The 16,949-nt window shown below is 42.9% G+C and carries 18 protein-coding genes and 1 pseudogene; 2 read left to right on the top strand and 17 right to left on the bottom strand.

Annotation, left to right across the window (positions count from 1 at the left end):
* Position 1: 1 nt before the first annotated feature.
* The gene (locus HPY27_RS23075; protein WP_173624000.1) at positions 2 to 1,051 is read right to left on the bottom strand and encodes a putative 2-aminoethylphosphonate ABC transporter ATP-binding protein; all 1,050 of its coding nucleotides are present in this window, start codon (positions 1,049 to 1,051) and stop codon (positions 2 to 4) included.
* Between the two features lie 17 nt (positions 1,052 to 1,068).
* A complete protein-coding gene (locus tag HPY27_RS23070) occupies positions 1,069 to 2,145 on the bottom strand; it encodes a putative 2-aminoethylphosphonate ABC transporter substrate-binding protein (protein WP_017252107.1) in 1,077 nt (358 codons plus the stop codon).
* A 231-nt stretch (positions 2,146 to 2,376) separates the two neighbouring features.
* Here HPY27_RS23070 and HPY27_RS23065 point away from each other — a divergent pair, with 231 nt between their 5' ends.
* Positions 2,377 to 2,847: a pentapeptide repeat-containing protein gene (locus tag HPY27_RS23065; RefSeq protein WP_017252108.1), complete on the top strand. Its 471-nt coding sequence runs from the start codon at positions 2,377 to 2,379 to the stop codon at positions 2,845 to 2,847.
* 94 nt (positions 2,848 to 2,941) lie between these two features.
* On the opposite strand, the gene HPY27_RS23060 is transcribed toward HPY27_RS23065, so the two are convergent.
* The 6 genes from HPY27_RS23060 to ileS all read right to left on the bottom strand — a co-directional run bounded on the left by HPY27_RS23060 (position 2,942) and on the right by ileS (position 10,108).
* Entirely contained in the window at positions 2,942 to 3,634 is a 693-nt protein-coding gene (locus HPY27_RS23060; protein WP_174226059.1) for an aspartate/glutamate racemase family protein, read from the bottom strand.
* A 6-nt stretch (positions 3,635 to 3,640) separates the two neighbouring features.
* The gene (locus HPY27_RS23055; protein WP_174226058.1) at positions 3,641 to 3,811 is read right to left on the bottom strand and encodes a hypothetical protein; all 171 of its coding nucleotides are present in this window, start codon (positions 3,809 to 3,811) and stop codon (positions 3,641 to 3,643) included.
* Between the two features lie 376 nt (positions 3,812 to 4,187).
* Complete coding sequence (locus tag HPY27_RS23050; RefSeq protein WP_174226057.1) at positions 4,188 to 5,048, bottom strand: MBL fold metallo-hydrolase; 861 nt, start codon at positions 5,046 to 5,048, stop codon at positions 4,188 to 4,190.
* A 219-nt stretch (positions 5,049 to 5,267) separates the two neighbouring features.
* Positions 5,268 to 5,885, bottom strand: coding sequence for an NAD(P)H:quinone oxidoreductase (gene wrbA / locus HPY27_RS23045; protein ID WP_017252112.1), 618 nt, complete (start codon positions 5,883 to 5,885; stop codon positions 5,268 to 5,270).
* A gap of 141 nt (positions 5,886 to 6,026) precedes the next feature.
* The gene (locus HPY27_RS23040; RefSeq protein WP_017252113.1) at positions 6,027 to 6,959 is read right to left on the bottom strand and encodes a ring-cleaving dioxygenase; all 933 of its coding nucleotides are present in this window, start codon (positions 6,957 to 6,959) and stop codon (positions 6,027 to 6,029) included.
* A gap of 68 nt (positions 6,960 to 7,027) precedes the next feature.
* Positions 7,028 to 10,108, bottom strand: a complete 3,081-nt coding sequence (gene ileS / locus HPY27_RS23035) for an isoleucine--tRNA ligase (RefSeq protein ID WP_174226056.1) — start codon at positions 10,106 to 10,108, stop codon at positions 7,028 to 7,030.
* Positions 10,109 to 10,259: 151 nt separating this feature from the next.
* On the opposite strand from ileS, the gene HPY27_RS23030 reads away from it, so the two are divergent.
* Positions 10,260 to 11,153 (top strand): LysR family transcriptional regulator, encoded by an 894-nt coding sequence (locus HPY27_RS23030; protein ID WP_174226055.1) that lies wholly within the window; start codon positions 10,260 to 10,262, stop codon positions 11,151 to 11,153.
* An 81-nt stretch (positions 11,154 to 11,234) separates the two neighbouring features.
* Here HPY27_RS23030 and HPY27_RS29955 read toward each other — a convergent pair whose 3' ends face one another.
* The 9 genes and pseudogenes from HPY27_RS29955 to HPY27_RS22990 form a co-directional block, all read right to left on the bottom strand.
* The gene (locus HPY27_RS29955) at positions 11,235 to 11,507 is read right to left on the bottom strand and encodes a GNAT family N-acetyltransferase (protein ID WP_217438073.1); all 273 of its coding nucleotides are present in this window, start codon (positions 11,505 to 11,507) and stop codon (positions 11,235 to 11,237) included.
* Between the two features lie 45 nt (positions 11,508 to 11,552).
* Positions 11,553 to 11,747, bottom strand: a pseudogene (locus tag HPY27_RS29950) ((4Fe-4S)-binding protein); the annotation flags it as partial.
* A gap of 25 nt (positions 11,748 to 11,772) precedes the next feature.
* Positions 11,773 to 12,891, bottom strand: coding sequence for a low temperature requirement protein A (locus HPY27_RS23020; RefSeq protein WP_174226054.1), 1,119 nt, complete (start codon positions 12,889 to 12,891; stop codon positions 11,773 to 11,775).
* 22 nt (positions 12,892 to 12,913) lie between these two features.
* On the bottom strand, positions 12,914 to 13,534 hold the full coding sequence (locus HPY27_RS23015; protein ID WP_017252118.1) for an alpha/beta hydrolase: 621 nt from the start codon (positions 13,532 to 13,534) through the stop codon (positions 12,914 to 12,916).
* Positions 13,531 to 14,481, bottom strand: a complete 951-nt coding sequence (locus HPY27_RS23010) for a ring-cleaving dioxygenase (RefSeq protein ID WP_174226053.1) — start codon at positions 14,479 to 14,481, stop codon at positions 13,531 to 13,533. Before HPY27_RS23010 ends, HPY27_RS23015 begins: the two co-directional genes overlap by 4 nt.
* Before the next feature lie 14 nt (positions 14,482 to 14,495).
* Entirely contained in the window at positions 14,496 to 14,699 is a 204-nt protein-coding gene (locus tag HPY27_RS23005) for a LysR family transcriptional regulator substrate-binding protein (protein WP_238144511.1), read from the bottom strand.
* Between the two features lies 1 nt (position 14,700).
* Positions 14,701 to 15,057, bottom strand: coding sequence for a LysR family transcriptional regulator (locus HPY27_RS30445; protein ID WP_017252120.1), 357 nt, complete (start codon positions 15,055 to 15,057; stop codon positions 14,701 to 14,703).
* A gap of 184 nt (positions 15,058 to 15,241) precedes the next feature.
* Entirely contained in the window at positions 15,242 to 16,450 is a 1,209-nt protein-coding gene (locus tag HPY27_RS22995; RefSeq protein ID WP_174226052.1) for an MFS transporter, read from the bottom strand.
* On the bottom strand, positions 16,443 to 16,880 hold the full coding sequence (locus tag HPY27_RS22990) for a hypothetical protein (RefSeq protein ID WP_017252122.1): 438 nt from the start codon (positions 16,878 to 16,880) through the stop codon (positions 16,443 to 16,445). Before HPY27_RS22990 ends, HPY27_RS22995 begins: the two co-directional genes overlap by 8 nt.
* Positions 16,881 to 16,949: the final 69 nt, after the last annotated feature.

Raw genomic sequence — 16,949 nt, 5'->3', positions numbered from 1 at the left:
CTCACCCCTGTTCCTCTATGGCTGGCGCATGCTCAAAGGTCAGCAAATTCTCCAGCGGAAACTCTAGCCACACCTTTTTGTCTCGGGCAATTCCAAGTCTTTGTGCCTCGGCCGCTATCAAATCGATTGTCAGAAGCTCTTTTTTTATCTGACCTTCCTCTTGCCACTCCAGAAAGATTCGGTAAAAAGCACCGCGAAATTCTATCTCGGAAATAGTCGCAGGTATGGCACATTCGGACTCGTTCTGCAAAAGCCGCACATGCTCCGGTCTGATCGCAAGTAAGCGATTCGGATCAGATTGCGCATTCTCAAAGCGACTGTACTCAAAAAAGTTGATCGCTCCGATAAAATCAGCAACAAACGGAGTGGCTGGTTTGTTATAGATCTCCTCGGGTGTACCTACCTGAACGACCTCGCCGTGATCCATGACGACGATCTTGTCTGCCATGGTCAATGCCTCATCCTGGTCATGCGTGACCATCACTGTTGTCATGCCGTACTGCTCATGCAAACGCCGAATCTCCCGGCGCAGCTTTTGTCTTACTTTTGCATCCAATGCGGATAGTGGTTCATCTAAAAGCAAGACATCCGGCGATAGAGAAATCGCTCTCGCCAAGGCAATTCGCTGCTGTTGACCGCCTGAGAGCTGGCTGGGATATTTGGCGGCGGCATGAGACAAATCTACCATGTCTAGCGCCTCTTCTACTTTGGCTGCGATCTCTTTTTTCCCCAGCTTCTTTTCTTGCAGGCCAAAGGCAATGTTTTCGGCAGCCGTCAAATTGGGAAACAAGGCGTACGACTGGAACATCATCGCAATGTTTCGTTTCGCTGGTGGCAGGGAAGTAATCTCCCTGCCTCCCAGGATCATCTTGCCTGTCGTCGGCTGCTCCAATCCAGCCAGCATTCTCAGTAATGTCGTTTTACCGCAGCCACTGGGACCGAGCAGACAAACAAATTCATTCTTGTCAATTTCGATGGAAATGTGCTCCAATGCGGCAAACAAACCAAAGCGTTTACTGACCCCTTGAATGGATAGATAGGATTGTGTCATGCTGTTCTCCTCGCTGCTTACTTAGGTTCACTCTTGGTCGCGTATCGTTTTTCCCACTCACCCAAGATGTTGTCACGATTTTGTGCGGCTTGATTCAGGTCGAGTTTGATTAATTGCTTGATTGGATCTACTGCGTAACCTTCCGGGAGTGTCGCGCCTTCTTGCTTGACACTGACGATGGCGAAGTTCTGGTTATAAGCTTTCATGACTTCATCGGAGATGGCCCAGTCCAAGAACAGCTTGGCTTCTGGCTTGATCTCACTCTTTTTCATCAAGGCATTCGCCTCTACATCCCAACCCGAGCCTTCTGTTGGAAAGACGACTTCAACGGGTGCACCTTTTTTCTTCTCGGTAATCGAACGGTAGCCAAAGGAAATGCCAATTGGATATTCGCCCGATGCGGCCATTTTCGCTGGCTTCGAGCCTGAATGTGTGTAGATCGCCATATTTGCATGCAGCTTGTCAAGGTACGCCCAGCCTTCTTGCTCGCCTTTCAGTTGCATGATTCCGTTAATCGTGAGCAGCCCAGTTCCAGAAGACGCTGGATTCGGCATCACGATCAATCCTTTGTACTCCGGCTTGATCAGGTCTTCATATGAGCGTGGGATAGGCAAATTGCGTTTTTCTAGCTCTTTGGTATTGACCGCGATCGCTGTCTCCCACGCATCGATTCCTACCCAGCTTGCAGGTTCCTTGGAATCCTTAAACTCCGGGGATACTTTCTCGATTCCTTTTGGCGAATACCCCTCGAGCATGCCTTGCTGTTCGAGTACGAGTAGGCTTGTCGCTGCTGTTCCCCATACAACGTCTGCTTGTGGGTTGTCTTTTTCCGCCAGCAGCTTTGCGGTGATGATCCCTGTAGAATCACGGACGATATTGACCTTTACATCTGGATATTTTGCTTTGAAGGATTCCAAATACGTTTTGATCTGGTCATCCTCCAGCGCCGTATAAACAGTAATCTCTCCTGAGGCGGTTGTACTTTCCGTTTTGGAAGCTTGTGTGTTTGGTTGCGATCCTGTTGATTGTCCACATCCTGCTAAAAACGCGATTGATAGAACGGAAGCAAGTAAAGGATAATGCCATTTTTTCATAAGAACCTCTCCTCTTTGCGGATTGTTCATTGCTTGTTTCCTACGAAACCAATCTTACGGGGAAAATATTAAGCGGATGTGAACGAAACGTTAATAGATTGTTTTTATGTGTATTTAGTTGTGTTTAGTTGGATTTTAACACAAATAAAAACAACTGGGTAATAAAGGAAATATAAGGCGTATGTCGAAGTTACAAACGCCTTCATTCATAATTCAAAGGGGGATATGAGGATGGACCTAAAGGTGGAACCGTTGGATTTGCAAATGGCGGATATATCAGGTTCTAAATGGCAGGAGGTTAGAGCTGAGGAACTTGATATGGATAATGTCAGCTTGGCAAAGACCAAAATCAACAACGTAAATATGAGTCAAATGACTTTGAATGATGTGAATATGAGTGGAATCAAAATCTCGAACGCAAACTTGTCAGGCTTAGACATTCAGCATGCTAATCTTAGCCACGCTGTTATTGATCAGGCACATTTGTTTGGAACAGAATTTCATAACGTGGTTCTTCCGAATGAGGGAGATGGGAATTATAATCCCGATGGGCAGTATAAACCGGTAAGCTTTCACAGCTGTAACCTTACTCGTGGGCAATTCAAAAATTGTGATTTATCCAATGTGGAGATAAAGGATTGCGACATTACTGGGTTGAAAATAAACGGAATCTTGATTTCGGATTTACTCAAGGACAAATAAAGGACATTCACGTTTCGTTTGCACAAAAAAAGACTCAGTCATCCATTCAAGTAGAAAATGGGATGCGCTAAGTCTTTTGTTTTTTGCCTATCTTCTACTGCAAAGCAGCCTCCACAGCCGCCTCTGCGTGAATCGCAGTCGTATCAAATACCGGAACCGTGCAATCTTCGGCTGTGATCAACAGACCGATTTCCGTGCAACCGAGGATGACTGCCTCAGCACCTTCCTTGACCAATCGCTCAATGATCGACTGGTATGTACGTTTGGATTCCTCGCGAATGGTCCCGACGCACAGCTCATGATAAATGATGTCATGGACAAGTTTTCGCTCTTCTTCATCCGGAAGCAGTACCTCTAATCCGTGTATGTCACGCAGCCGTCCTGTGTAGAACTCCTGCTCCATCGTAAATCGCGTCGCAAGCAGTGCCACTCGTTTATACCCGTGGTTCGTGATCGCTTGTGCTGTCGCATCCGCGATATGAAGAAACGGCAAACTGGTCGCTTCCTCGATGGCATACGCCAGTTTGTGCATCGTATTTGTACAGAGAACGATCAGGTCGGCGCCTGCCGCTTCCAGACTTTTCGCCGCACTCGCCATCCGCTCGCCTGCTTCTTCCCATCGTCCTTCTCGTTGCATTTCTTCGATCTCGGCAAAATCAACGGAATACATAATGCTTTTCGCCGAATGCAGACCGCCCAGCCTCGCCTTGACGGTTTCATTGATCAAACGGTAGTAGACCAAGGAGGACTCCCAGCTCATGCCGCCAATTAATCCGATTGTTTTCATTGTTCTCTACTCTCCTTTGTCGCTATCGTTACCAATTGCATTTTCCCATCCCGCCTGACGACAACGGGTCTGTAGCCGTTCGTGAAAACTCTTGCAGTATCGCTGCAAAAGCTCATGATAGATTTGACTCCCCAAGTAGACGCTTCCCCCGAGCAACAATACTCGGTGTTTCTCCATGGCTGTCTCCCTCCATTTCCGTTATGATTCAATATACCACTATCTCCCATCTAGAGCGACGCATAAATAGTCCCATCACCTTTATGAAAAAGAGAACCAACAGTATTCTCTTGAAACAATCAAAACGATATTACTCATACAAATTAAAAAACCCATCATTCAATTAAGAATTATGGGTCACGAACGAAATCAAATGGCCTAACTAATTGTGTATGGCTTAACCAGCCGTGGGTTATAGGAAACACATCTGTAATTCCGTATCTATTATCAGTTTGTACAATATTGCAAATCATATACCTTACTTTCAATTTTGCGGTTGTAAGAGTTTTAGTAGATAGCTATCACAAAATCATATGTACCAACCCAATGAATCGGATCATTGATAGGCAGCCCCTACCATGAACCATTCGAGAGCTTCTGAAAATTCACGAGGAAGCTCTGACACCCGGAGGAAGGTACACATCTCGCTTACAATCCGTTCTCTGTTTTGCCCGTATTGCTCTGCGAGCAGAGCTAGCTGCTCCCAATCACTGAGCTCCTTTTGAAAAGCAGCTCGATCCAATGGCCGACCGTGCGATTCCACGAAAAGGATTGCTTCAGACTGGTACGCTTGCTTCAACACGCGCAGAAAACGGGAGGCTGTATAACTGCGCGGTCCGCCATAGACTGAGGGACCCAAGGCATCTCCCAGGAACAGCGTTTGATCCTCTTTTACGTACACATAGCACGAATCTTCCGAATGATCTCCTCCGACACGGTTCACCTGACATGTCACGCCACCAAGGTCAATCGTGATCGATTCATCGAATAGGATATCCGGCTCGACTATTCGGATCAAGTCCCGGTTCATTCCGTACTCTTTTTTGATGTTCGCCATCGTACTGGCATTGATGATCTTCTCCTTACAGAGCTGTTCCATGACTTCATCCGACCATTCCAGCCCCATCAGTTTGCTCAATGAATGTGCGGTTTTTGCCTGCGCGATGGTAGGTAGATCCCATGCTGACATTCCGAATGTATGATCCCAGTGCCAATGAGTCAGTATGAGCAGATCTGGAAGACGAACGCCTAGCCTTTGCAACTCCTGACGAAACAAATCGGCATGCGCCGGTGAATTTCCAGCATCAATCAAGAGGGTTTTTCTTGCCCCCGTAATGGCTGCTAGGATGGGGCGATCCGTGTCATGACTTGCATGCATAATCAAGATATGCTCGGTAATCTGTTCGATCGTGGACATTTCCTTCTCCCCTTTCCAAATACGCCAATGTAATTTTCTCTCTACAGAATGACTCAGCAATATTTTCCATGGTATCACACAACACTTCCCCCTCGCACAAACAAAAAACGCCCGTGTTACCAGGCGTTTTTGTAGATACCCCGTGAATTACCCGTACGTTAGTTGTCTCACGTTCATTCGGATCACGATTATATGCTTTCCTTGTATAGAGATAATTTTTTATTGCATTCCTTTTTTAACCCATTCAGCTACCGTAACCACACGCTTCGCTTGATGTTTAACGGCATTTTGATAAGCTTCCTTATCTCCAACAATTTGATTGTTTTGATCGACAGATATGCTTGTTCCATACGGATTCCCTCCGGCAGCGAACAAGGAAGCATCAGTATATCCTGGAGCAACCACGATTGCCCCCCAGTGATACATGGAGGTGTATAAGTTAAGGATAGTCGCTTCTTGACCACCGTGAGCGTTTTGAGCAGAAGTCATTGCACTTACCACTTTATTAACCGTTTTTCCATGGAACCAGATTCCACCTGTTGTATCTAAAAATTGTTTCATTTGGGCGGCAATGTTTCCGAAACGTGTAGGCGTACTGAAAATAATGGCATCAGCTTCAACGATGTCATCCGGTGTAATAACTGGAATATCTTTTGTGGCTTCCACATGGGCTTTCCAAGCCGGATTCCTATCAATCACTGCTTGAGATGCCAATTCTTGAACCTTAAAGATTTTCACTTCCGCGCCGGCTTCCTTTGCCCCTTCCGCAGCCCATTGAGCTAATTGAAAGTTAGTTCCGGTGGAGCTGTAATACACGATTGCAAGTTTGATATTCATGTAAAAAATCTCCTTAAATAAAATAGTTCGTTATACAACACACTCTACGATATCCATCTCGTTCAAGTGGTAAACCTGATTCGACATAAAAACATAGGGTAGTTGTTACCTTTTAAGCTCTTTTTGAAGTCCCAGCGTAAGTTAGTCTAATTCTCTTACTTGAAATGGCAACAACACACGTTCAATCTGTTCTCGATGCGGTTCATATTGTTCAGGTAACATCAGTTTTTCTCCCATGGTCTCATGTGACTCGTCGTGAGCGAAGCCTGGCGGATCTGTTGCGATTTCAAAAAGAATTTCGCCGTGCTCTCTAAAGTAAATCGCATTAAAATAGTTTCGATCTTGTACAGGGGTAACACCATAACCATGTGCTTCAACATAATTTTTCCAAACCAATTGATCTTGGTCATGTAAAGCCCGCCAAGCAATGTGATGTACTGTTCCAACGCCCATAGCTCCTCTAGCCATAGGTGATAATTTTAGATCAATCACATTTCCGATATCAGCTGTGGAACGAAACCGGATGAAATCACCTTCTGTACCAATCATCTGTAGGCCCATCACTTTTTCCAATAGTTCTCCGGTTTTTTCCGGACGTATGGATAAAAGTGTAGCTCCGCCAAATCCTTTTATTGCGAACGCGGAAGTGATTTCACCAAAATTCCAGGTGTTAGCTTTCCCTTCTTCTCTTTCAACTATTTCCAAATGCAGGCCATGGGGATCGTCAAATTGTAAATACTGCTCTCCAAACCGTTCCATTTTTACAAAAGGGATTTGAAATTTCTCCAGTCTTTTTTCCCAAAAGTCCATAGCACCTTTTGGGACAACGTAAGAAGTTACCCCCACTTGACCGCCGCCGATTACTCCTTGGCGAGCACCTGGCCATGGGAAAAATGTGATAATGGTTCCCGGTTTTCCACTTTCATTTCCAAAATACAAATGATATGTTCCTGGATCATCAAAATTAACCGTTTGTTTTACTAAACGCAAACCTAATACTCCTGCATAAAAATCCACATTTTCCTGTGGATGACCTACAATTGCAGTAATATGGTGAATACCCATCGTTTTCATATTCGTACACTCCTTTGTCCAATTGAATTTGCCTATTTGGTATTTAGGGTTATAATTCCATATTTTTGTTATTCAATCAGTAACCCGAAGTTTTTGTCCCCAATCGAAACCGTCTCCATGCCTATTTTTTTAACAAATTTGATCTCCGACAATATTACGTTTTCCTGCAAAACATGATCAAAACGTTCCAACGCTACTTTCATCTGGTCATCGACATCAAGAGTAAGTATCACTCGTTTTTCGATAGGGAAATTCATTTTCTTACGGTAATCTTGAATCACGCGGATGACTTCACGAACCATCCCTTCCTGTTCTAGTTCCTCTGTTATCGTCGTTTCCAAAGCAACATTGATTCGGTAACCCGAAGCAGTAGCAAAGCCCTGCTTACCATGCTTTTCTACGAGCAGTTCATCAAGCGTAATACGGACGGCTTCGTCTGAAAGAATGACATCCAAGAAACCCCTGTCCACAACTTGCTTGGCTTCGGTGATGGATAGTTGCTTCAAACGATCTTGAATCGTTCCAACGAGTTTCCCGTATTTTTTACCGGCAACTTTTAAGTTAAGTTTAAAGTGATAGGTAATAAAGCTGCTGTCACTTTGCTCTACTCGGATTTCTTTTACGTTTATCTCATCTTTGATGATGTTCGCGAACCTACTCATGTTGAACGGGCGGTCTATGGAGACGATAAGTTCGGACAGAGGCTGGCGTGTCTTGATTCCGCTTTCGTTTCTGATGTTCCGAGCCAGCTCAACGATTTGACGGGCGGTTTCCATTTCGCTTTCGAGAGTTTCATCGATAACTGCCGTATTCACCTGTGGATAATCTGTTAGGTGCACGCTTTCTTCGCCGCCAAGATTTCTATAGATGTCATCTGCAATGAGTGGTGCATACGGCGCAATCATGCGGGCCACCGTCAATAACACCTTGTGTAGTGTTTGGTAGGCGGAAACCTTGTCTTCAGTCATCGCACTGCTCCAAAAACGGTTACGGGAACGGCGGATGTACCAATTACTAAATTCGTCGATAAACGCTTCTATGTGCTTTGCCGGATTTAGAAAGTCGTATGTTTCAAGGCCTTTTACTACGTTTTGCAGGGTGGAATTCAGCCTCGAAAGAAGCCAGCGATCTAACTCGTTCTCAAACGCTTTTTGAGGGTAGTCCTCAGGCCTGTATTGATCGATCGTTGCATATAGCGAATAGAAAACATGCGTATTATGAATCGTATCGATCACTTTAGACTTCGCTTCGGCTACCATTCTTTTAGAGAAATGCTTGCTGCTCCACGGTGCACTGTCAGAAAGCAGGGCCCACCGGAACGCATCAGTCCCAAATTCTTCTATGACTTCCCAAGGATCGATGCCATTCCCTTTACTTTTAGACATCTTTTGTCCGTTTTCATCAAGAACGTGCCCAGTTGAAATGACCGCTTTGTATGGCAATTTTCCGTTATACAGTGTGGATACCGCCAGCAAGCTAAAGAACCAGCCTCTTGTTTGGTCGATGCCCTCGGAAATTATGTCAGCAGGATACTGCTCCTGGAACAGTTTCTCATCACCAAAAGGATGGTGGTATTGGGCAAATGGCATCGATCCGCTATCAAACCAAACATCGATGACTTCTGGTGTTCTTTTCATGGTTCCACCGCATGAGCAACGCAATTTGACATCATCTACGAAAGGTTTATGTAACTCTAGGTCTTCATTCACGACCTCGACTGACTTTTCGCGCAGGTTTTTCAGGCTGTCTGGAGCATACTCAGTCCCGCAATCCTGGCAAAGCCAGATGTTCAGAGGAGTTCCCCAGTACCGATTCCGGCTGATATTCCAATCGACGAGATCTTCCAGGAATTTACCAAAACGTCCTTCTTGTAAATGGGAAGGGTACCAATCAATTTTCCTGTTGTTTTCAATAAGCTGTTCTTTTATCGCGGTCGTTTTGATGAACCAGCTTTCAATAGCATAGTAAAGAAGAGGAGATTTACAGCGCCAGCAAAAAGGATAGCTGTGCTCATAACGTTCTTTAGAGAACAAAAGATTACGGAAAGACAAGTTTTTTACGATATCGACGTCACAATCTTTGACGAAGCGTCCGGCGTAATCGCTGATTTGATCCGTGTATCGTCCAGCCAGATTTACTGCGTTAACGAAATCCAATCCGTGCTGAATGCATGTGCGATAATCGTCTTCCCCGTGCGCGGGTGCCGTATGAACAATACCAGTACCACTTGTATCGCTGACATAGTCAGCATCTACGACGATATGACCTTTATTTACATGAAAAAAATCAAACGGCGGCTCATAAGCTGTCCCTATGAATTCTGATCCTTTGTGCGTAGACACTATTTCATAGTTTTCTTTCATTACTTTCTCTACAAGATTTTTAGCAACTACGTATACCTCATCGTTCTGTTTTACCCGCGCGTATTCGATATCTTTGTTGATCGCTAAAGCCACATTAGACGGGAGTGTCCATGGCGTAGTTGTCCAAGCAAGAAAGATATCCCTCCCAGTCTTGCTTCTGAATTTCACCGTTGCACTCAAATCTTTGACATTGTCATAGCCTTGCGCCACTTCGTGAGAGCTTAGTGTCGTTTGGCAGTCAGGACAATATGGACTCACGCGGTGTCCTTTATACAATAGACCTTTTTTATGGATGACAGACAAGATGTGCCAGACAGATTCGATATAATCGTTAGTCAGAGTGACGTAGGGATCCTCCATGTCAGTCCAATAGGCTATGCCTTCAGTAAGTTCTCGCCACTGCTTTTCATATTCGAACACACTGTTTTTGCACTCTTCCACAAATTTGGCGACTCCGTAATTTTCAATCTCCTGTTTTCCCGAAATGCCAAGCTGCTTTTCCACGCCAAGCTCTACTGGAAGGCCATGAGTGTCCCATCCGGCTTTTCGGACGACTCTGAATCCTGACATTGTTTTATAGCGACCGATGAAATCTTTAATCACACGACCGAGAACATGACCAATATGAGGTAAACCATTGGCTGTAGGAGGCCCTTCATAAAACACAAAGTTCGGTTTCCCCGCCCGATTATCAATTGATTTTCTAAAAGTATTCTCTTGTTTCCACTGATTCAAGACACGATACTCTCGAACTCTGGCTTTTTCCTTCACATCCACTTTTCTCATGTCTTTCATCCTTCCTCCGTATATATTAAGATTGGGTAAAGCCCAGAAAAATTGTGCCTCCCCAAATCTCGATATTGAATGAAGCACCGATCTCGTTTATAGCGACTTTCTATACCTTGCTAGTGAATAGGAATACTGATTGGGAGGAATTATGAATAAATCATTATTGCAATTAATGGTTAAAATTGCTGATACAAAGAGTTTCACACAAGCTGGAAAAGAATTGAATATGACTCAACCAGCTGTAAGTAAAGCAGTTAACGGTCTTGAGACCGAACTTGGGGTGACTCTTTTGATTCGAAATCGTCGTCGTGGAGTCATGCTTACACCTATAGGCGAACGCATCATACGTATTTTTAGAGCCATTTTATCCGATTATGAAAAGGTTGATCAGGAAATTGCTCATGAATTGGGACTTGAAAAAGGGATAGTCAAAATAGGCGCATTTCCTGAGGCCTCCTCTTATTTCGTCCCTAAAATTATCAGCAACATAACTAAAAAATATCCGAATATCGAATTTACCGTTTTAGAAGGAACTGTAACCGAAGTGAAAGAATGGATCGATACTCAACGTATTGATATCGGCTTTATCATTGCTTGTCCACCAGATAAGGAATTCAACACCTTTCCACTACACCAAGAAGAAATGTATGCTGTGCTAAACAAGGAACATCCTTTAACTACAAAAAATATGATTCAAGCAACAGATCTCTTGGATCAGTCTTTGATTTTTTGTAAATCAGGATTTGAAACTCCAGTTATAGATTGGTTTGAAAAATCCCGCGGGAAACCGAAAGTGAGATACGAAATCCATAACTACATGACAGGAATTAATTTGGTTCATGAGGGACTCGGTATCGCAATCATGCCTGAATTAACCCTGGAACATTTATCTGAAAACGTCCTGATACGAAAACTTGATCCCCCAGTGTATCGTAATATTCATATGGCCGTTTTGTCGTTTGAGGATAGTGGGATTTCTGTAAAATTATTCATTGAAATTGCCCTGCAATTATTTCCGCAATTCTTTACTAGATTCAAATAACCTCCGTAAAAAAGCCGCGAAACAGCACAGTGCTGCGCGACTTTTTTACATAGTTCCTAGAATCATTTGACCTATATTTTATTACAACAGTACATCAGCATAATCTTCATGGCGGTCAAATTGACTTTTGGCAAAAGGACATAATGGCATAATCTTAATCCCTTTCGTCCGAGCGAATTCGACTAATCTCTTCACTAACGCCTGTCCTACACCTTGACCTTTTAGACTATCGGAAACGATCGTGTGATCTACTATAATAATATGATTTCCATTTTGAACATAATGAATTTCAGCTTCTTTATGATCCTCTTCTCCAACATAAAAACCGTTTGTACCTTCTTTAATTTCGAACATTTGTTTTCCCCCATTCAAAAGGTGTGATTTCCATACATATTCCAACGCACCACTCGGACAATGATTTATTTGAGATGCTATTTTATCAGCCGTTTCTCCCTCAACATGAACCCATGGTTTCTATTTAATATTAAATACTCCGGGTAACCCACTAACACATTTTGCCGAATGAACGCATCTTCCCGGGTGAAATATAACATCGATATCTTTCCCTACATATTGCTTAGAATCATCACTCAATATCTTTCACTCTCCCATATAATCCTCAAGTTGTTACTTTCGCATAGATGATAAAGAACATCATTATTTCTCCAATTACAATATAATTAGGTACGTAAAAAATGTTGTCCAACGCATAGAAACATCCGAGCAGTCCTAATAATACCGCCAAAGAGCGGGCTCGCAGCCTTGTATGTTTCGGTCTGTATCGGTGGAAAACAAATGATGTTGACATAAAATAAAGCAGAACCGCCCCGAAAATAAAATCCAACATAAGTGGATAATGTAGTTGCTGCTGAAAAAGTAATTGGATCGAAGCAGCTATAAAGCCCATGGATACATAAATGAATAAATGACCATAAATAATCGTTTGGCCGGCTGTTTGTATCTCCTTACTCACTTTTCTCTCCAGATTATCAAAATACTGCCACCACATTGCAATCACCAATACAAATGTAAATAAGGCGAACAAAATAGATGTCCAGGTCCAGCTACTAGACTGCAAGACCGTTAGGATACTAATAACCGACTCACCTATAAGAATAAGTGTAAATAATCCAAAGCGCTCCAATAAGTGATGGGTATGTGTGGGTGTAATGATCAGGTACCGCCGGCTGAATAATGGCAGCATGATATCTACAGCTATTCCAGCATACAGAATCACATAACGGATCCATGAGTCAAAGAAAAGCGAGAAGGTAGATATGAGTATGCCTATCCAAAAGTAAGTCCCCAAATATTTGGCGGTCATTCGCTGATGTGTTCGATTTGATTTGTGTACCGTAAGATATTGAATGGCTGTCAGTGCTCTCGATCCAATATAGCCTACAAAGAAGGGAATATAGTATCGATCAAAATTGACGGATAGGCTTGCTGTCATAATTAGAACAAAAAACAGTTGAAAGACCATGAAAATCCGATGATTACTAATATCCTGGCCAAAGCGATTATTAAAGAGTGTTTGTCCCACCCAACTCCACCAGATTGGAATGAATATTAAAACAAATTTGATTAAGTATTCAACGGAAATGGTCCCATGGCTAGAATGTAACAAGACATGGTTTGCTTTTGACACTGCCGCTACAAAAAGCAAATCATAAAAAAGTTCCAACCAAGTTACTTTTTTCTCGCCTACAATCTCAGTACTTCCTTTATTTGGTCTCATATAAAAGTTAAGGACGTCCCCTTCATACCGATTGATTTTGAAATTTTTCCCTAAACCAAATTGCAGCTGCTTTCGCTTCGTTATAGATTAATTGGTGACCGTTGTTTTCCCAATGAACTCTTACAACAGCTCCCGAATCACGCAGCAAGCTTTGGAGCTCCTCTGTCTCATGTGGGGAACAAATCGGATCATTTTTCCCGGCACCGATAAAAATGGTAGCATTAGACAAATCCGGCAATTGGATACCGCGCAATGGAATCATCGGATGATGAAGGATCGCTCCTCTGAACACATTTTGATAATGGAAAAGAAGGCTCGCAATGATATTCGCTCCGTTCGAATAGCCAATAGCAACCAAATTATCGCGATCAAACCCGTATTCCTTGGCCGACTGGTTCAAGAATTCATTCACTTCTTTGGTGCGGAATACTAAATCCTCTTCGTCAAACACGCCTTCCGAGATTCGTTTAAAGAAACGTGGCATTCCGTTTTCCAGCACATTTCCCCTTAAGGAGAGAATGGACGATTTTGGGGAAACGAGTGTTGCCAGTGGCAACAAATCTTGCTCCGTCCCGCCCGTCCCGTGAAAAAGGACAAGTGTAGGTGCGTGTAAATCGCCACCCTTTTCAAAGATGTGTCTCATCTCTTGTCCCCTTTAAGCACTCTCACTTCGATTGAGGTCAAGTTAGCTTCAATTTTCTCACGTTCGGATTCGTACCACTCCGGGAGCATCAATTTTTCACCTAAAGATTCGGGAGCTTCATCGCGTGCGAAACCTGGAGGATCAGTTGCAATTTCAAATAAGATACCGCCGTCCTCCCGGAAATAAATCGCATTGAAGTACTGCCGATCTATAATATGAGTTGGTTTATACCCTCTCTCAGTTACTTTTTGATGCCATTGCTCATGCTCCTGGAAGTCTTTCGCACGCCAGGCAATGTGATGAACCGTACCAGCTCCTCCATGCCCCCACTTCTGATTATCAAGAGGAATATCGATCAGATTCCCGATATCTCCAGAAGCTTGAAAACGTGAATATTCGGCGTCTTCTCCTACTTTTTTCAGCCCCATTACATGTTCGAGCACATGCATCGTCTTCTCTGCATTTACGCTGAGCAGAACAGCACCGCCGAATCCTATAATCGCTTTGTTCGCAGGAATTCCGCCAAATGACCAACTGTTGCTTCTTCCTTCTTCGCGCTCAACAAGTTCAAGATGAAGCCCATCGTTATCCCTAAACTGAAGGTAAGTTTCTTGAAACCTGGTTGCTTTCATTGGGGTAATGTCAAAGCTATTAAGTCGCTTTTCCCAGAAGTCAAGTGAGCCGTGCGGCACGACAAACGTAATTATACCTACTTGCCCCCCACCAATTTCTCCCCGCCGAGAGTTACGCCAAGGAAAAAAAGTCATAATGGAGCCAGGCCTTCCTGATTTATCACCGAAATAAAGGTGGTAAACCTCTGGAGCGTCAAAGTTGATGGTTTTCTTAACGAGCCTAAGACCGAGTATGCCTGCATAAAAATTGACGTTCTCCTGCGGATTACGTGCAAATGCTGTAATGTGATGGATCCCTGCCGTTTCTAATGTCATATGAGTTCACTCCTTTAATAAGGGTCTATAATGAATTCCGACATGTAATCGATAAAGGCTTTCGTTGTATGAGGCATCACTTTATACTTAGGGTAGATAAGCTTAATCTTGCAAGTAGGTGTAGGATCGGTTAGACGGATCAATTTGATATTTGGACAGTCATAACTTTTAACGAGATGGCAGGATAGAATGGTTACACCTACTTTGGACTGAACCATATTAAGCAAGTTTGATGTTGATGTCGTTTCTACGCTGATATACAGAGAAATGCCTAACTTTGGAAGAGATACCAATGATGAGGTCGTTTCTCTTCATATGTTTTAATTGTGACACTTCTTTGCGAGCTTCTTCAATCATTCCCATTATGGCGATGCTTTTCTGAAATAGGATTTTCCCTGCCTCAGTTATTTCTATTCCCCTTCCGACTCTATCAAATAACGAGACTCCAAATTCGTGCTCCAGCAAACGAATCTGTTGACTTAATGTAGGTTGAGAAACCATCAATACTTCCGCAGCTTTAGTGAAACTTCCCGCTTTGCATATTTGAATAAAATATTCAAGTTGTCGAATTACCACTATTTCACCCCAGGTCATGATGGCATTTAACAGATCAAGTGAAATTGAGGTGATATAGACACATGTGTCTATATCACGATTTCATATGCCCATAATACACTATACTTATGAATTACTAAAATGAATATAAATCATAAGGGTCATATATATTTGGTTATGAATATCGTGATTTAGTTTAATTAGTTTATTTAGTTTTTTCCAAGTCCTTGTGTTCTTCCAAATGAATAAAAAAGGGCACAATCATGCTTAAGAACAATAATCCTGCCAAGATTTCAAAAGTGAATAAATAGCCCCCGAAATCTATTAGGTAAATGGAAAGGATCGACCCAAGAGAAGCGCCTATGAACACCATAAACATATGAAACGAAACCGCAATCGCTCGGATTTCCCCAGCCATGTGACCGATTAGTGAGATTAATGATGGAAGAGCCATAGCTATTCCCAGTACAAATACAACACTCATCGATATTAAATAAATGAGGTTAAGACTCAAACCTAACAATCCTAAGCCGCTTCCAGCTAAGATTAATCCACAGCATAATACGTTCTTGACACCAATTTTTGTAACCAATCTTCCGGCAAACGGAGAAACTGCCATACCCAAAATACCAATCGCACGAACCCATAGAATATCTTGATGACTTAACCCGAAGAGTGGGCTGCTTAAGTAACTTCCAAGAGTCGCGAAAAATCCGACAAGCGAAATAAAGAGTGAAGCGGAAACGATGTAGCACAGAGGCAATCCTTTTCGTTTGAAAATATTGCCTACCCGCAAAAAAGAAGTAACAAAGCTGCCATTTGTTTGCTGTATTTTGTCGTTTGGTATAAAAAAGGTAAGCAAGATAGAAGATATTCCATATACTGCGGAAAGTAGGTAGAATACATAGGACCAATCTCCTAATTCCAAAACAACAAAGCTGCTATATATTTGTCCAACGATAGTGGCCATTAAAAAAGCCGTACTAATAAACCCGATAATGGTTGCTCTTCTTTCAGACGGAAACATTTCCATCGCATAAGCCAAAACAGACGGAGGAAACATCGATGCCGCTAAACCTTGCAAGGCCCGAAGAGCAACAAGCCAAGAAAAACTGTCGACATTACCTATTAGTGGTGTTATTACCGTAAGCAATAATAACCCCGATAGCATCATTTTTTTTCGTCCAAATCGATCTGATAACACTCCAAACAGTAGACCCCCACCTGCAAAAGCAAGCGAGAAGGCACTGCTACTCCAAGCAGCTTGCGAAGACGACACTTTGAATGCATCTTCAAACACTGCTATTAATGGAATAGTTAAATACACACACGATACAACAACTAAAGTACACCAGAAAAGGATTCCGGTAATGAATGCGATATTTGACGATCTAACAAATTGTTCGTTACCCAAAATGTTCTCCCCCTGCTTTATTCATGGAAACATCATCATTACGTTTATTTTGAATGTCAGACGCCTTTACGTTAGAAAAGACATTGATAGCAAATATCAAGACACCGGTTCCAGCCACAGCTTCACCAATCCGCTTTAACATAATAATCCAATCCGGTGCATAGCCGTGGACCATTAAGGTTAGCGTAATAAGCATTACAGGTAAGCCGAGGCCATGTAACCAGAAGTGCCATTTAGCCAGACGAGATTTTGATGTTTTTGGAAAAAGTAAATAGGTAAACCCGCAAAGAGCCATTGTTGCCCACCCAAAAAGATTCGCATGAGCATGTACGCTAGTTAATGCAAAATTCAGTGTTGTACCCATGTAAACACCGATACTAATACCAACAACAATATATATAACTGCCATTTTCAAAAAGCGTACACCCATTAAAATGCCCCCTGTTAATCATTAGAATCAAGTCAAGAAGCTGTTAGCGACCGCCTGACTTCAGTAAAG

The organism is Brevibacillus sp. HB1.1, assembly GCF_013332445.1.
GTDB classification, from domain to species: Bacteria; Bacillota; Bacilli; order Brevibacillales; family Brevibacillaceae; genus Brevibacillus; species Brevibacillus porteri.
This window is presented reverse-complemented; position numbering and strand designations above follow the sequence as displayed.

What these genes read in the sequence shown, in the direction of transcription:
- wrbA (WP_017252112.1), bottom strand. Translation starts at nt 5,885, where the DNA reads ATGAATATCAAACTTGCAATCGTGTATTACAGCTCCACCGGAACTAAC.
- HPY27_RS23015 (WP_017252118.1), bottom strand. Translation starts at nt 13,534, where the DNA reads ATGAGACACATCTTTGAAAAGGGTGGCGATTTACACGCACCTACACTT.
- HPY27_RS23075 (WP_173624000.1), bottom strand. Translation starts at nt 1,051, where the DNA reads ATGACACAATCCTATCTATCCATTCAAGGGGTCAGTAAACGCTTTGGT.
- ileS (WP_174226056.1), bottom strand. Translation starts at nt 10,108, where the DNA reads ATGAGAAAAGTGGATGTGAAGGAAAAAGCCAGAGTTCGAGAGTATCGT.
- HPY27_RS23030 (WP_174226055.1), top strand. Translation starts at nt 10,260, where the DNA reads ATGAATAAATCATTATTGCAATTAATGGTTAAAATTGCTGATACAAAG.
- HPY27_RS23060 (WP_174226059.1), bottom strand. Translation starts at nt 3,634, where the DNA reads ATGAAAACAATCGGATTAATTGGCGGCATGAGCTGGGAGTCCTCCTTG.
- HPY27_RS23020 (WP_174226054.1), bottom strand. Translation starts at nt 12,891, where the DNA reads ATGAGACCAAATAAAGGAAGTACTGAGATTGTAGGCGAGAAAAAAGTA.
- HPY27_RS23005 (WP_238144511.1), bottom strand. Translation starts at nt 14,699, where the DNA reads ATGGTTCAGTCCAAAGTAGGTGTAACCATTCTATCCTGCCATCTCGTT.
- HPY27_RS29955 (WP_217438073.1), bottom strand. Translation starts at nt 11,507, where the DNA reads ATGTTCGAAATTAAAGAAGGTACAAACGGTTTTTATGTTGGAGAAGAG.
- HPY27_RS23010 (WP_174226053.1), bottom strand. Translation starts at nt 14,481, where the DNA reads ATGACATTAGAAACGGCAGGGATCCATCACATTACAGCATTTGCACGT.
- HPY27_RS23040 (WP_017252113.1), bottom strand. Translation starts at nt 6,959, where the DNA reads ATGAAAACGATGGGTATTCACCATATTACTGCAATTGTAGGTCATCCA.
- HPY27_RS22990 (WP_017252122.1), bottom strand. Translation starts at nt 16,880, where the DNA reads ATGGGTGTACGCTTTTTGAAAATGGCAGTTATATATATTGTTGTTGGT.
- HPY27_RS23070 (WP_017252107.1), bottom strand. Translation starts at nt 2,145, where the DNA reads ATGAAAAAATGGCATTATCCTTTACTTGCTTCCGTTCTATCAATCGCG.
- HPY27_RS23065 (WP_017252108.1), top strand. Translation starts at nt 2,377, where the DNA reads ATGGACCTAAAGGTGGAACCGTTGGATTTGCAAATGGCGGATATATCA.
- HPY27_RS23050 (WP_174226057.1), bottom strand. Translation starts at nt 5,048, where the DNA reads ATGTCCACGATCGAACAGATTACCGAGCATATCTTGATTATGCATGCA.
- HPY27_RS23055 (WP_174226058.1), bottom strand. Translation starts at nt 3,811, where the DNA reads ATGGAGAAACACCGAGTATTGTTGCTCGGGGGAAGCGTCTACTTGGGG.